A 14,903-nucleotide genomic window follows, 5' to 3' on the forward strand; every position below is an offset into this window, starting at 1 on the left:
TCAGCTCCCCGCTATCTGCGGCTGCTCGGCGACGGGCTGCGGCACCCGTGCTGCGTCGACCCGGTGGGATTCGAAGATGCGCCGGTACGGCTCGCTGTCGCGCAGCAGTGACGCGTGCGTGCCGAAACCGAGCAGACCACCCCGCCCGAGCAGAACCACCCGGTCGGCCTCGGCGATCCAGGAGAGCCGATTGGTGATGAGCATCGTCGTGCGCCCCGACGCCGCCGTGCGCATCGCCGCGTGGAGTCGCCGCTCCGTCGCACCGTCGAGAGCGCTGGTGGAATCGTCGAGCACCAGGATTCTGGGGTCGACCATGAGTGCCCGCGCGATGCCGATGCGTTGACGCTGCCCACCGGAGAGGGTCGCGCCGCGCTCTCCGATCAGCGTGTCGATGCCATCGGGCATCGCCTGCACGAAGTCGAGCGCCTGCGCGCGTTCCAGCGCCGTGAGGATCTCGGCCTCGGCCGCCTCACCGTCGACGCCGACGGTGAGATTGTCCCGGATCGAACGCGAGAAGAGGGTGACGTCCTGCTCCGTGACGGCGATCTGGCGGCGCAGGGAGTCAAGGTCCCAGTCGGAGACCGAGCGTCCGTCGACCCTGACCTCTCCCGCATCCGGGAGGTAGGTGCCGTTCAGCAGGTGCACGAGGGTGCTCTTCCCGCTGCCAGTCGGACCGACGACCGCGACCAGCTGGCCCGGTTCGATCGTGAAGCGCACATCGCTGAGGATGCGACGACGGTCGTGCGCGAGCTCGACCCCGTCGAACTCGATCCGACCCTCGACCTCTCCGGAGTGGCCTCCGCGATGCTCGTCGTCGCCGGTGGGGTCGGCAACGACCTCCAGGCAGCGTGCCGCACCCGACCGGCCGAGCATGATGAGCCCGATGCTCATCCCGCCGATGTCGATGGGGCCTCGGAGTCCGTTCATGAGGCCGAGGAACGCTACGACGGCTCCGGGGCTCAGGTCGCCGTCCTTGGCCAGCGAGACCGCGTGCACCGCGGCACCGACCATCACGGCGATGAGGGCGAGCGGCGGGAAGTAGGCCGCGTTATGCCGGATCTGCTTCTTCGCCGTGGTCCGATAGCGGTCGACGTGATCGCGGAAACGTCCGCGCATCAGGGCCGACGCGCCGGCCGCCTCCAGGTACTCCATGCCGGCGACCGCCTCGGTCGTCACGCCCGCGAGCTCTCCGGCCCGCGCCCTGACCTGATCCGAGACGGTGCCGAGACGACGACCGTGCTCGAGCAGCGTCAGCGCGAACAGCACGAGGAACACCGCGGGCCACACCAGTAGCCGCGCGTCGATCGTGGCGATGGCGATAAACGGGATCGTGATGCTCAGCAGGATGTCGAGGGCCATGTTGAGCCCCGGCGACACCATCAGGTTGATGCGCTCTGCGTCTCCGGTCGCGCGCGCCGTGAGATCACCGGTGGCGCGTCGGTTGAAGAAGGTCTGACTCTTGCGCAGGAGCGCGTCGAACAGCTCGGAACGCACGTCTCGGACGAGACCGTTGGCCACCGTCTCCAACGTGATGCTGGATGCGATGCCCGCGATCCCGCGGACGACGACGACAAGCAGCAGGGCGAGCACCAGCCGTCCGAAGCCCGCGCCGGAGCCGTCACCGAGCGCGGCATCGATCGCCGCGCCGGTGAGGAGCGGGATGGCCGAGGTGAGCACGTGCCAGATCACGGTGAACAGCACGCACCAGAGCGCCGAGACCCTCAGCGGTCGCGCGATGCGGAGCAGCCAGGCGTCGACACCCGGCCCGGGGGTGCGGGTCATGCCATCCTCCGACCGTGAGGCGGCGCGGGGAGGAAGCCCGTCGCGGTGAGATCGTCGAGGTAGCGCGAGAGCAGCGCCGCATCGATCGGCGGGCATTCGACGCCAAGCGCTGCGTAGCCGTCCTGCGGCGCCCGATACGAGCGCAGCTCCGAAGACGCGGGCGGGTCGGATGCCTCGGCCCCGGCCTCCGGGCTGATCATCGCCGCGAGGAAGGGGATGTGCGGCAGCACGGCGGCCGCCCGTCCGTCCGCCACGATCTGCTCCACGCGGGAGAGCCATTCCTCGGGCGAAACGGTCCGAAGCGGGTATCCGTGCTGAGAGACCAGGGAGAACAACGAGGCGAGGTCGATCGGGTCGGGGTGCGAGTAGTCGAACAATCCGCCCGTCGAGCCTCCGACGACCTGGTCGACGATTCGGTCGGCGACGACGTCCACCGGGGCCATGGGCAGGGGGATGGAGAGGTCGAGGGCAACCCCCGCCTCGATACCGGCGTCGACGAGCGCCCAGACGAGATCAGAGCGGTTGCATCGCGCGGAGCGCACGGCGCCGCTGAGGAAGTCGGGCCGGTGGACCGCACCGGCGACACCCTGGTCGAAGGCGCGCAAGACGAGATGCTCGGCGAGCCACTTGGACTGGAGGTAGCCGTTCCGGCTCTCGGCGAGGCCGAGCCGTTCGACGTCGGCGACTCCCGCGGTGGACACATGATGCAGACGCGCCCCGTGCGCTGCGGCCAGGCGGATCATCTCCTGGGTTCCGAGCACGTTGGCGCCACGGAGGGCGCCGTACGGGAAGATCAGGTTCACCCAGGCCGCCGCATGCACGATGGCATCGGTCCCGTCCATGAGTGCTGCCTCGTCGTTCTCCGAGAGACCGAGACCCGGACGGGAGACGTCTCCCGCGATCGCCGAGACGCGGGGGCCGGGGTCGGGCAGAGCGGATGCCGTCATCGCGGCCGCCAGACGCCGACGCGCACCCTCGTCGTCATCCGCGCGCACGAGGCAGACGATCTCCGAATCCGTGCGGGCCACCAGGCTCGACACGAGGTGGGCGCCGAGATAGCCCGTGCCACCGGTGACGAAGACCCTCGACGTTCCCGACCGGACGGCGACGGGGACCGGTGCGTCGATGCTCGCGAGATCGGCCAGGATCGGCGCCGCGGACGGCGCCTCCTCCGTCTGGTCGTCGGATGGTGCGGCGACAGCCAGGCGCATCGCCATCGCCCGCACCGTGAGGTGCTCGAAGACGAGTGCGAGAGGGAGCCGGGTGCCGAACTCCTGCGCGATCCGATGCAGCACCCGGGGGATGAGCAGCGAGTGCGCGCCGAGATCGAAGAGGTTCGCCTCCGGGTGCGGCACCGGTCCGTCGAGCACGTCCTGCCAGAACTCCCGGATGCGCTGCTCCTCGGCGCTCCAGACGGCTTCACCGTAGTCCTCGAGCCGTCGAGCGGTGTCCGTCTCCGCCGGCGCGGGGAGCGCGCCGCGGTCGATCTTGTTGCTGGTGGTCTTCGGCAGCGCCTCGAGCACCGTGAGCGTGGTGGGGACCATGTAGGCCGGGAGCCGCTCGCGCAGGTGCGAGAGGATGCTTCGCGGAGCCCGGTCGTCCTGTCCCGCGAGCACGACGTACGCCGCGAGGTACGCGGTCTCGCTTCCCGCCTCACGCACGACCACCGCGGCGTCGACGATGTCGGCATGACCGTGGAGCACGAGTTCGACCTCATCGGGTTCGATCCGGAAGCCGCGGATCTTCAGCTGCCGGTCGCGTCGGCCGAGGAACTCGATCTCGCCGTCGACGAGCCGTGCCAGATCTCCCGTGGCATAGAGCCTCTCCCCCGCAGCGAAGGGATTTGGCAGGAAGCGCTCGGCGGTCGCCCGCGGGCGGCGCCAATACCCGAAGGCCAGGCCGTTGCCGCCGATCGCGAGTTCGCCGACCACTCCCTCCGGCACGGGACGGAAGGTGTCGTCGAGGACGACGACCGTGCTGTTGCCGACCCGGTGGCCGATCGGCACCGTCTGATCGGGATGCAGCGGAGCATCGCCGCCGTCGTAGTAGGTGGAGTCGACCGTCGCCTCGGTGACGCCGTAGGCCGCGACGATCGGGACACCCGGCCGGAGCAGCCGGCGATACTCGGTGATCTCCCGGGCGTACCAGGCGTCGGACCCGACGATGAGCGTCTCGAGACCGTGGAGGTCGCCGCCATCGGCACGCAGCCAGCGGGCCAGTTCGCGCATGATGGCGGGAACGGTCTCCATGCATGTGATGCGCTCGCGCTCGATGAGTCGGTGCAGCGCCGCCGGATCCACGCACTCCTCCCGCGTCGCGATCACGAGCGCGCCACCGCAGAGCAGGGCCCGGCCGTAGTCGCCGAACGACGCGTCGAAGGCGTGGTTGGCGGTGGTGAGGTGCCGGTCGTTGTGCGCCGTGTCGTAGTAGTCGACGTACCAGGACGAGAGCGAGACGAGTCCACGATGCGGAACGAGCACGCCCTTCGGCGTTCCGGTGCTGCCTGACGTGTAGATGAGGTAGGCAGCGGCATCCGCACCGAGGATCGGGAGCGACACGGCGCTCTCCTGCGTCGGATGGTCCGCGCGGATCGGAAGCACGGCGGCGGCCGCCGGCAGCGCGTCACGCAGCTCCTGCATCCGCTCCTCGGTGTCGGCCAGCGCGCGCAAGGCCGCGGAATCGGCGAGGATCGTGCGTCGGCGCTCCGCGGGCGCTGCCGGATCCAGCGGCAGGTAGACGGCGCCTGCGCGCATGACGCCGAGCATCGCGACAATCACGTCGACGCTGCGGTCGACGAGTACGGCGACGACGTCGCCGGACTCTACGCCGTCGCGGCGCAGCCGGCGCGCCAGCGCGGTCACGGCGCGGTCGAGATCGGCGTAGGTCATCCGGTCTCCCCCGCAGACCAGGGCGGTCGCATCGGGCCGGTCCTCGGCCCACCTCAGCACCGCGTCGGGGATGCTCGTCGTTCCGTCATGCAGCGGCGCCTGCACCGGCGGAGCGCCTACGCCGAGGTCGAGGCGGCCGACGCTCGTCGCCGGGTTCTCCGCGAACTGACGCAGCACGAGACGCAGCTGCTCGCCGATCCGGGCGACGTGGTCGGCCGAGAACAGATCGGTGTCGTACTCGACGACCAGCTCCAGCCCGTCGAGCGTCGGAGCGACGTCCAGACTGATGTCGTACATCGAGGTGTCGTGCGGCAGTTCCTCGGACGACGGCGAGAGGGTGAGGCCCGGCACACCGAGCGACGACGGCGGCACGTCGTGGAGGGTCAGCATCGTCTGGAAGACCGGTGCGCGCTCCCGGGTCCGCGGCGGCTGCACGGCGAGGATGATCTCCTCCAGCGAGAGCACGTTGTCCACCGCGCCGTGGAAGGAGTCGCGGGCCTGATCGACCAGCGCGCCCAGCTCGATGTCCTGCTCCACATCGACCGCCACGGGCAGCGTGTCGACGAACAGGCCGATCACCCGCTCGTGCTCGGCGCGCTCACGACGGGCGATCGGCACGCCGACCACGATGCGCTGCTCGGTGCCCTGCCGGGAGAGCAGCGCCGACCATGCCGCCAGCAGCACGGTGAAGAGCGTCGCCTTCCGCGAGGCCGCGAGGCGCCGGAGTCCCGCGACGGCATCGGCGTCGAGCTCTGCACGCCACAGGGCGCCGTGACCGCGCTGCACGGGCGGACGCGGCGCGTCGGTCGCCAGGTCCAGCGCCGGGGAGCCGGCGCCGAGCAGGCGTTGCCAGTACTCGCGCTTCGACGCAGCGCGCGCCGAGCCGGTCTCGTCCTGCTGCTGCGTGGCCCATGCGAGGTAGGGCACGGGCGCGGCGGATGCCGCGATGCCCGTGTACGCCGCCACCCAGTCCTCGAACAGCACGCGCATCGACCAGTCGTCGGTGATGATGTGGTGCATCGTCAGCAGGATCTCGACGTCGCCGGGCGACCGGATGCCGATCGTCACCCGCCACAGCGGCGCGCGATCGAGCACGAAGGGCTGCGACGATCGGCGCTGGAGCAGCTTCGACCAGTCGGGATCGACACCCTGCGCCGAAGCGACGATCCGGTGCGTGACGACATCCGGCTCGATGACGGGCAGCATCTCCTGATGCAGCATGCCGTCATGCTCGACGATCCTCGTGCGCAGCGCACCCTGACGGGCGGCAACGGCGGGGAGGGCGGCGATGAGCCGGTCGAGATCGAGCTCTCCGCGCACCCGGACGAGTGCGGACATGTGGTAGATCGCCGACTCCGGTGCCAGTGACTGCAGGAAGTGCATCCGTGCCTGAGAGGGCGTCAGAGGACCCCTCGCTGACGCCTCGGGGCCGACCTCGGCCGCCTCGACCGCTGCAGCCGCCGCCTGGCGCTCCCGCCGCGAAGCGAGCAGCGCACGCTGACGCTCCGGGCTGAGCTGCCGCCACTGGGTTCGCAGATCGGTATCGCTCATCGGCCACCCACCGCCGCGGTCACCGGCATCTCCACCGCCTCGCCCGATTCGGGCACGAGACGCCAGCCGTCAGCCGCGGGCTCCACCACGATGGAATCCGCGGGAGCGCCGTCCGGTCGCACCGGGTCGGCGAAGCGGCGGAATCGGGCATCCAGCTCCCGGTAGGGCGCTGCCGCGCCCGGGACCCCGGCGCCGTCGTAGACCACGAGCTCGGTCGTCCAGTCTTCGGCGGCGACGTCGACTACCCCGTGCTCGCTGGCATCTCCCTCCGGCGCTCCGCCGCCGGACACGCGGATCCGCGCTCCACCGTCTCGGGCGCGGAGCCAGCGGACCGCCTCCTCCCGCGCCTGCGCCGCACCGGTCGACTGAGGTGTCTCCCAGATGCCGAGGATCCGACCGATCGCCCCGACCACGGGTGCAAGTCCGTCGGGCCCGAGTCCGGATTCATCGGCGGTCAGCACGAGCACGCGCGTGCCCTTCGGGCCGTCGAGCATGAAGGCCTGCAGGCAACCCGCATGCGGGTCGTGCCGTGCGAGCAGTCGTGCGGTGAGCGTGCGCACCTGCTGCGGCCACTCCTCGCTCGACGACCGGGCGAGGTCGAGCCGCTTCACCCACGCCCTTCCCGCCGGCACGCGCTCGAACTCCGGCGGCTCGCTCGCCGTCCACTGCAGGCGCGCCGCGGGCACCTCGCTCGCGGCTGCGGCGACCGCCACGGCGATCCGCCCGGCCGCGATGCCCCACGGGATGTCGAGAGCAACGGCTCTGGCTCGAGGACGATCGGCCCCGGCCAGCGCCAGGGCGCGGGTCGGCTCCAGGAAGCCGACGGGCGTCGGGGTCGCCTCCGGCTCCATCGGCACCGCGTCGAAGCGCGAGTCCGACATCCTCGGCAGGCTGCGGAACTCCAGCGCACCGCCGATCCGGGGCACCGCGGAGAGCGGCACCCAGCGCGACGGCAGGATCCGCGGGACGGAGCCGAGCGCGTTCTGCTCCGCCCACGCGCGCACCTCGTCGATCGAGGTGCCGTTCGTGACCACGTAGGCGATCATGCGCGCCGCGAGGATCTCCCTCGTCACCGGCTGCTCGTAGCCGATCCTGTCGAGGAGCGTGGTGACCCTCCGGTTCACCGTCGGGTCGACCAGCTCCTCGTCGGCCACGCTCTTGGTGAGATGCCCGAGCCGCACCTCCCACCGGGTGGGCGCCTCGTAGTTGTGGTAGCCGCGCTCCAGCTTGTGCACGAAGACGCCGACGTCGTTGATGAGGCAGTTCGAGCTGCAGAACCCGGTGTCGGCAGGCTGCGACCAGGACGGATGCTCCGCGAGGAAGCGGCGGATGTCCTCCTTGGTGACCTCGCTGTAGCGGAAGAAGTCCACGACCTTCACACGGTCGCCGATGTAGTTCTCGCCGCCGCGGTGCAGCAGATGGTAGACCTGCCGCCCGGAGTCGAGGTCGGCGTCGATGCGCTCGGGATCGTAGATGCCGTTGCGGTAGAACCAGGAGAGCCGCTCGTCGATGATCTGACCGCGGGAGAGGCCGGTCACGATGCTCGGGATGCCGTGCTCCGCGGCCACCTGATGCCCGATCTCCAGCAGCGACCGGAAGCAGCCGTTGCAGACACTCTTGTGCTCGTGGAGGCTCTCGAGGAAGATCTTCGGCTGGTCGGCCCGGGTGAGGGTGACGTGCGGCACGCCGAGCTCCTGCGTGATCTCCTCGACGTTGCGCAGAGCCGTCTTCGAGATGAACCCGTTGTCGAACGTGTAGGTCATGACCTTGAGCCCGAGCTCGAGCAGCTGGAACAGCACGTACGTGCTGTCCTTACCTCCGCTGTAGAGCAGCAGGCAGTCGAACTCACCGTCGGCCTCGGCCGCACGCTTCCTGATCAGCTCGCCGAACGCGTCGGGCCGGCCGAAGTACCGCAGGATCTGGTCGCGGTTCTCCTCGTAGTCGCGGCACAGGCTGCAGACGAGCTGATCGTCGAAGTCGAGGCCGGGGAACACGCTGGCTATCCCGCACCGGGCGCACTTGGTGACCCGCTCGTCCCGGGTGAAGCCGGTGACGACCACCGCGGCATCCTCGACGGCCGGATGCTCGAGAAGCCATGTCTCGGCGTCGCGCTCGATGAGGTGCGCCTGCTGCGCCGTCAGCGCGGCGACGTCGGGGAGGGAGCTGAGGTCGAGCGGCTGCGCCGCGGATCCGGGGATCGCCAGGTTCGACATGTCATGCCTCGATTCCGGATGAGGTGCGGTCGTCCAGCAGCTCGCTGAGCAGCGAATCGTCGCTGCTAAGGTCGGCCATCATCTCGTCCTCGACGAGCTCCGCGAGCGCCTCGATCGTCGGTCGCTTCAGGAAGTCGCCGAGCTGCACCTGCGCTCCGAGCTCGTCGTTCAGCAGCGACAGCAGTCGCATGACCAGCAGGGAGTGTCCGCCTACCTCGAAGAAGTCGTCGGTCACGCCGACGTCGATCGCGGTCGGGAGCACACGCTGCCACAGCCCCAGCACGATCTCCTCCGTCGGCGTGCGCGGCGAGACCGCCGGTCCGGTCCGGGTGGCCACCGGCTCCGGCAGAGCGGTCCGGTCGACCTTGCCCGAGATCGTCCTCGGCAGCGCGTCGACTGGCGTGAGGACGGCAGGCAGAGCCTGTTCCGGCAGCCGGCGGGCGAGGAAGCTCCGCACGACGGCGGGGTCGAGCTTCCTATCGGGAACGACGTAGGCGGCGAGATAGGTGTCCTCCCGATCGCCTCCCTGCGTCGGCCACGCCATCACGGCCGCTTCGCGGACGCCGGGTGCCTGGGCGAACAGCCCCTCGACCTCGTCGAGCTCGATCCGCACGCCGGCGCGTTTCACCTGCCGGTCGGTGCGTCCGAGGAACTCCAGCTCGCCCTCCGGGGACCGCCGGGCTCTGTCGCCCGTGCGGTACACGACGTCCTCCGGGTCGTCTCGCAGCGGGTTGGGGACGAACCTCTCCTTCGTCTCGTTCGGCGCGTTGTAGTAGCCGAGCGACATGTACGGGGTTCTGATGACGAGCTCGCCCGCCAGCCCGTCCGCGACGGGACGCCCGGCCTCGTTGAGCAGGACGACGCCGACACCGGGCATCGGCGCGCCGATCGGCACGCTCGCCCGCGTCGCATCCCGCTCGTCGACCAGGTGGAAGAGCTTCGTCATCGTCGTCTCCGACGGTCCGTAGAGGTTGATGAGCCGGGCGTGGACGCCCGGCAGAGCCTGCCAGCGTGCGACCAGCTCCGGGCGGAGGACCTCCCCCGAGAGCAGCACCCACTCGAGCGCCGGCAGGTCCGTGGCCGAGCGCTCCGCCGCATCGACGAGCGTCGCGAACAGCGATGGCACCATGTGGGTCACGCGGATCTCCTGCGCCGCGATCCAGGTGAGCAGGGCACTCGCATCCTGCCGCTCGGACGCCGTGGGGATCACCGCCGACCCACCGCTCGTGAGCGGCAGGAACGCGTCGCGGAGGAAGGCGTCGAACGCCGGGCTGGTGAGCACCGAGACCCTCGTGCCCTCGCCCGCTCCGGTGCGCTCGCGCTCCCAGTCGAGGAAGTGGGTGATGCCGGTGTGCCGTCCCACGATGCCCTTCGGAGTTCCCGTCGAACCCGATGTGAAGGTCAGGTAGGCGGGGTCGTCCGCGTCGATGCGGACCGCCGGAGTCTGCCCGGCATCGTCGACGATCTCGGCGAAGGAGATACGCCCCGGCACCGAGTAGCGCTCGTCGAGCTGCACCTCGACGTCGTCGGGCAGAGTGCCTTCGAGGATCCACTCGGGCGAGATGACGAACAGCCGCTGCAGCACCTGTTCGAACGGGGCCGTCGCATCGAGCGGTGCCGGCACCGCTCCGATGCTCCAGGCTCCGAGCATCGCGGCGACGACCTCGGCGGGACGGGACGACAGGATCGGGACGATCGTGCCCCGCCCGATGCCCCGCTGCCGCAGACCCGCCGCGACCGCTCCGGCGCGTTCGGCGAGCGCCGAGTAGCTGGTGATCCCGTCCGCCTCGATCAGGGCAGGCGTCGCCGGGGCGCGCTCCGCGGTGAGGAAGAACGCGGCGTGTGTCGGTACGAAGGCGGTGGTCATCATTGGCTTCCTCTGCGCTTGCTCCTGGATGTTCATGGCTTTGTTCATTCGCTGATCTCCTCGGTTCAGGACGTGCTCGGCGGTGTGGCGCCGAACTCGTCCATCAGAAGTCCTGTCGTGAGCACGATCATCAGCAGGTCGTCGCTCGTGTGCGGATGCAGCTGGGCATCGGGTTCCGTGGCCGCTGCCTGCAGCGCCGACACGACGTCCGGGTCGAACACCGCCTGCCTGCGGATGCGCTCCGGCGAGAGGAGATCGCCGATGAGCTCGCCGCCGGTGCGGAGCAGAGCGGGCGACGAGGGTGCACGGAAGCCGTACTTCTCGCGGCGGAGGATGCGCTCGGGCACGAGCCCCTGCGCGATGCGCTTGACCATGTGCTTCTCACCGAGCGGACCGACCATGAGACCGGGGTGCAGGCGGGTGGCGAAATCGACAACCTCGCGGTCGAGGAACGGATAGCGCGCTTCCACCGATCGCGACATCGCCATGCGATCGCCGTGGTCGCCGAGCAGATGATCGGCCATTCTGAGCTTCAGATCGAGGTAGGAGCGCTGGTGCAGCCGGTGCCGGCCCCGCAGTCTCGTCCCGTCCACGAGCGGCTCCGGCACGTGATCGACATGCTCGCGGAGGTGTTCCGCGTAGAGATCTCTGCGGAAGTTCCGCCACATCACGTAGTTGCGCTCGTACCCGACGTCGGCGTCGCCGAAGAGCTGCTCGCGGAGTTCCAGCTCGGCCTGCTCCGCCGCGGCGCCCAGACGCTGTCGCACGCCGCCGAGCGCGTCCATCCGGTATCCCGGATAGCCGCCGAACAGCTCGTCGGAGCCCTCACCGGTCAGCACGACGACGTGTCCCGACTGCCGCGCGGTCTCGGCGAGCAGCACGGAGCAGACGTTGTAGCTCTCTTTGACCGGCACCTCGGCGGAGCGCACCATGGCGGTGAGACCGTCGAGGATGTCCGATTCGGTCACGAGACGCTCGTGGTGACGCCCGCGGGTGCGGGTCACCATCTCCCGCTGGAACTCCGACTCGTCGAGGTCGGCACCGCTGAATGCGACGGACATCGTCTCGGTGCGCGTGGGCATGGCGCCGGCGGCGACGGCCGTGATGAGAGAGGAGTCGAGCCCGCCGCTCAGATAGCAGCCCACGCGCACGTCGGCGAGAGTGCGGCGTCGCACTGCGGCGTCGAAGCGGGCGGAGAGATCGTCGACGAGGGGCTGATCGTCGTCCGGAACAGGACCGAGGTCTTCTTCGAGCGGGTACTCGAGGTCCCAGTAGGTGCGCTCGTCGACCACGCCCCGCCGACACCGGACGAGGCCTCCTGGTCGCACCGCCCGCACCCGCAGGAATGCCGTCCGAGGACTCACGATCCCGGGGAAGGTCATCGCCTGATCGACGCCGAGGAGATCGATCTCCCGAGGCACCCCCTCGTGCGCGAGCACAGTCTTGGCCTCGGAGCCGAAGACGATGTCGGAATCCAGCACCGCGTAGTGCAGCGGCAGGATCCCGAGCTGGTCCCGCGCGAGCACCAGCTGCTCGGAACGGCCGTCGTGGACAGCCACGGCGAACTGTCCGTTGAGCAGGGCGAAGGCGTCCTCGCCGTGCTCCTCGTAGAGGTGGGGGATGATCTCGGTGTCGACCTCGGTGCGGAATCGATGGCCGCGACGGATGAGATCCTCTCGCAGCTCGCGCCAGTTGAAGATCTCGCCGTTGCAGATCGATGTGATCGATCCGTCCTCACTGGTGAACGGGTCGGCGGATGCCGCGAGATCGTTGATGCTCAGCCGCCGGAAGGCGAACCCGACACCGGGTCCGACCCAGATCGAGCCGTCATCGGGTCCGCGATGACGCATCGCCTCTGCCATGCGCTCGAGCAGCGCCGGCGCGTCGCCGCGCAGCCGCCCCGTTCGCGTCATGATCCCCCCGATCCCGCACATGTCAGGTCTCCCACACCTCGTCGAGGTCTGCAGAGAACCCGCCGTCATCGGCGCCCCCGTTGCCGAGAGCCGCGATCGGGCCCTCCGGATCGGCGACGGCATCGTGCACGACGGCCTGCCAGTGCGCGTGCATCGCCTCCGCGCGCTGTCTCGTGAAGATGGCGGTGCTGTACTCCAGGAAGCCGAGGAACCGGCCGTCGCGCTGGGTGAGATCGAGCCGCAGATCGAAGATGGCCGTCGGCCGGGCGTCGGGCAGCACCTCGTAGCTGAGCCCGCCGTCGCCCTCCGGCCGTGGCCGCCGCGGCACGTTCTGGAGTGCGAACATCACCTGGAACAGCGGGTTGGCCGCCGAGCGCGGCGGCGCGATCGATCGGACGAGCATGCCGAAGGGCAGTTCCCGGTGCCGGAACCCGCCGAGCACTCCGGCCTTCACGGCGTCGTGCACTTCGCGGAACGTCGCGCTCGCGTCCACGGAGCAACGCAGGGCGAGGGTGTCGGCGTAGTAGCCGACCACCCCGTCGTCCTCCCGCCGGTTGCGATTGGCCACCGGGCAGCCGACGACGACGTCGGCGTCACCGCTCTGCTGGGAGAGCGATATCGCGAAGCACGTGAGAAGGACGATGAAAGGCGTGCTGCGCCATTTCTTTGCAATTCCGATGATTCTCTCGGACACGGACTCGTCAAGGGCGCAATCCACTCGATCACCGTCGTGACGCCCCGTTTCGGGTCGTCGGAAGTCGTGGGGGAGTGCAATCTCCGCCGGTGCATTTTGCAGGTGATTGCGCCAATATCCGACCAATGTGTCCAGGTGATCGCCCTGCAATCGCTCACGCTGCCGAAGGGAATGCTCCAGATATGTCGGCGGGGCGAGTTCCGTGCTCGCCTCTGCTCCGGAATCCGGAGCGGCGATGGCACCGAGCAGTTGCGAGAAGAGGACCTCCATCGACCATCCGTCGCAAGCGATGTGGTGGAGCACGACCACGAGGTACGCGCGCTCGGGATGCCAGCGCAGCACCGACACCCTGATCGGTCCGGTCGCGAGATCGAAGGGCAGGGAGGAGAGCTCCGTCGCGAGCGCCGCGGCGGCCTTCTCATCCACCACCTCCCGCACGTCGATGTCGATGTCGGTGCGATCCGTCACTCGCTGCACCGCTCCGCCGTCCGCCGCCACGATCTCGGTGCGCAGGACCGCCTGCGACGTGACGACGCCGCGCACCGCGTTCCGCAGGACGTCGATGTCGAGCAGTCCGCGCACCCGGGACACGACCGGGACGTTGTAGAACGCGCTCTCCGGATCCATCCCGGCCAGGAACCACAGCTGCTCCTGGGTGAGCGAGAGCGGTCCGCTCGCGAGGATCCGCGAAGACGCGCTCATGCGAGCACCTCCTCGACCATGGTCGACAGCACCGTGTCGGGACGGTCGAGCGCCACCGCGCAGAACTCCTCGGCGCGGGCGGCCGCGGCATCGAGGGCCGCGCGCTCGACGGCCGGAGTGGCGTATACGCTCGCCTGCAGCATCCCGCCCACGACGTAGAAGCTCAGCTCCAGCGGGAAGGACATGTCGGGCGCGCGCTCGACCGGCGCCGCGTGCAGACCGAGGAAGCGCGGGGCGAGCTCGTCGTGCGGCGTGTAGGTCATCATCGCGTCGACCGCAAGGGTGCGCCGTCCGGTCAGCGCGGCGTGCCGCCGCTCGACGTCGCCGAAAGCCGCATGCCGGGCGCGCAGCAGGGTCGTCGAGGCGTTTCCGGACGCGGAGACGAGGTCGCCGACGGTCGCCTCCCCGACAGGCAGCCGGTACGGCACGGCGTTCACGAACATCCCGCAGACGTCGTCGTAGTCCGGTCCCGGCCGGTCCGTGACCCGGCAGGAGACCAGTGGTGCCGGCGATCTGAGCGCCGCGGCGGCCGCCACCGAGCTCGCCGCCATCAACACGGCCAGGGGGCTCACGCCCGCCTCGGTGCGGCAGCGGCGCGCCCACGCGGCGGGGTCCGCGGCGACCGCGAAGGACCTGCCCTCGGTCGATCCCGCGACGGTGACGGCGTTCCGGTGCACGGGGTCGACGGGGTCGGGGCCCTCGGCGACGGCAGCGGAGACGGCGTCGCAGCGGCGGGCGTAGTCATCGCTCGACTCGAGCCCCGACCGCCACGCCAGGTAGTCGGCGACGGTGCGCTCCGGCGACGGCGGGAGCGCACCGACGCCGAGCTCGACGGCATAGGCCTGCGCGATCTGCGGCAGCAGGACCCGCCGCCAGGAGTGCGCATCGGTGACCAGGTGATGCGTCACCACGATCAGCCGATGCCAGTGCGGACCGAACCGCACGATCCTGGCGCGTTGGCAGTCGCCCGTCGCGAGGTCCACCGGCGCAATGCCATAGCCGCACTCGGTGCGCCCGTCGGCATCCACCACGTCGACGTCGAGCTCGCCTCCGGCACCCGGCTCCTGGAACGGCAGCCCGGCCTGGACGCCGACCAGGGTCCGCAGGGCGGGATGACGCTTATGCACCGCGCGCAGCGCGGCCATGAGCGCCGGCACCACGAGCAATCCGTGAAGGTCGACCATCTCGGTCACGGTGTACTGTCCGCCGGCGCGGCGCTCTTGCCACCACAGCCCGAACTGCGCGGGGCTGAGCGGCAGCCTGGCACCGGTATCCATCGTCATAGCGGGGCCC

The 14,903-nt window shown here is 70.1% G+C and carries 7 protein-coding genes; all 7 read right to left on the reverse strand.

The window, feature by feature from the left end; genetic code table 11:
• The 7 genes from FHX68_RS14810 to FHX68_RS14840 all read right to left on the reverse strand — a co-directional run bounded on the left by FHX68_RS14810 (position 1) and on the right by FHX68_RS14840 (position 14,887).
• Positions 1 to 1,782: an ABC transporter ATP-binding protein gene (locus FHX68_RS14810; protein WP_170214227.1), complete on the reverse strand. Its 1,782-nt coding sequence runs from the start codon at positions 1,780 to 1,782 to the stop codon at positions 1 to 3.
• Positions 1,779 to 6,221, reverse strand: a complete 4,443-nt coding sequence (locus FHX68_RS14815; RefSeq protein WP_141380408.1) for a non-ribosomal peptide synthetase — start codon at positions 6,219 to 6,221, stop codon at positions 1,779 to 1,781. The genes FHX68_RS14810 and FHX68_RS14815 overlap by 4 nt, the downstream gene beginning before the upstream one ends.
• On the reverse strand, positions 6,218 to 8,434 hold the full coding sequence (locus tag FHX68_RS14820) for a 7-cyano-7-deazaguanine synthase (protein ID WP_141380407.1): 2,217 nt from the start codon (positions 8,432 to 8,434) through the stop codon (positions 6,218 to 6,220). The genes FHX68_RS14815 and FHX68_RS14820 overlap by 4 nt, the downstream gene beginning before the upstream one ends.
• A gap of 1 nt (position 8,435) precedes the next feature.
• Positions 8,436 to 10,301, reverse strand: a complete 1,866-nt coding sequence (locus tag FHX68_RS14825; RefSeq protein ID WP_170214226.1) for a non-ribosomal peptide synthetase — start codon at positions 10,299 to 10,301, stop codon at positions 8,436 to 8,438.
• Positions 10,302 to 10,366: 65 nt separating this feature from the next.
• Entirely contained in the window at positions 10,367 to 12,337 is a 1,971-nt protein-coding gene (gene asnB, locus FHX68_RS14830; protein ID WP_342353575.1) for an asparagine synthase (glutamine-hydrolyzing), read from the reverse strand.
• Entirely contained in the window at positions 12,237 to 13,610 is a 1,374-nt protein-coding gene (locus tag FHX68_RS14835) for a condensation domain-containing protein (protein WP_141380404.1), read from the reverse strand. Before FHX68_RS14835 ends, asnB begins: the two co-directional genes overlap by 101 nt.
• Positions 13,607 to 14,887: a condensation domain-containing protein gene (locus FHX68_RS14840; RefSeq protein WP_170214225.1), complete on the reverse strand. Its 1,281-nt coding sequence runs from the start codon at positions 14,885 to 14,887 to the stop codon at positions 13,607 to 13,609. Before FHX68_RS14840 ends, FHX68_RS14835 begins: the two co-directional genes overlap by 4 nt.
• Between the last annotated feature and the right edge of the window lie 16 nt (positions 14,888 to 14,903).

Origin of the sequence: Microbacterium lacticum (genome assembly GCF_006716815.1) — a bacterium.
Lineage (GTDB): Bacteria > Actinomycetota > Actinomycetes > Actinomycetales > Microbacteriaceae > Microbacterium > Microbacterium lacticum.

Coding starts and splice junctions, on each gene's coding strand:
- FHX68_RS14810 (WP_170214227.1), bottom strand. CDS start 1,782: ATGACCCGCACCCCCGGGCCGGGTGTCGACGCCTGGCTGCTCCGCATC.
- FHX68_RS14815 (WP_141380408.1), bottom strand. CDS start 6,221: ATGAGCGATACCGATCTGCGAACCCAGTGGCGGCAGCTCAGCCCGGAG.
- FHX68_RS14820 (WP_141380407.1), bottom strand. CDS start 8,434: ATGTCGAACCTGGCGATCCCCGGATCCGCGGCGCAGCCGCTCGACCTC.
- FHX68_RS14825 (WP_170214226.1), bottom strand. CDS start 10,301: ATGACCACCGCCTTCGTACCGACACACGCCGCGTTCTTCCTCACCGCG.
- asnB (WP_342353575.1), bottom strand. CDS start 12,337: ATGCCGTCGCCGATCCGGAGGGCCCGATCGCGGCTCTCGGCAACGGGG.
- FHX68_RS14835 (WP_141380404.1), bottom strand. CDS start 13,610: ATGAGCGCGTCTTCGCGGATCCTCGCGAGCGGACCGCTCTCGCTCACC.
- FHX68_RS14840 (WP_170214225.1), bottom strand. CDS start 14,887: ATGGATACCGGTGCCAGGCTGCCGCTCAGCCCCGCGCAGTTCGGGCTG.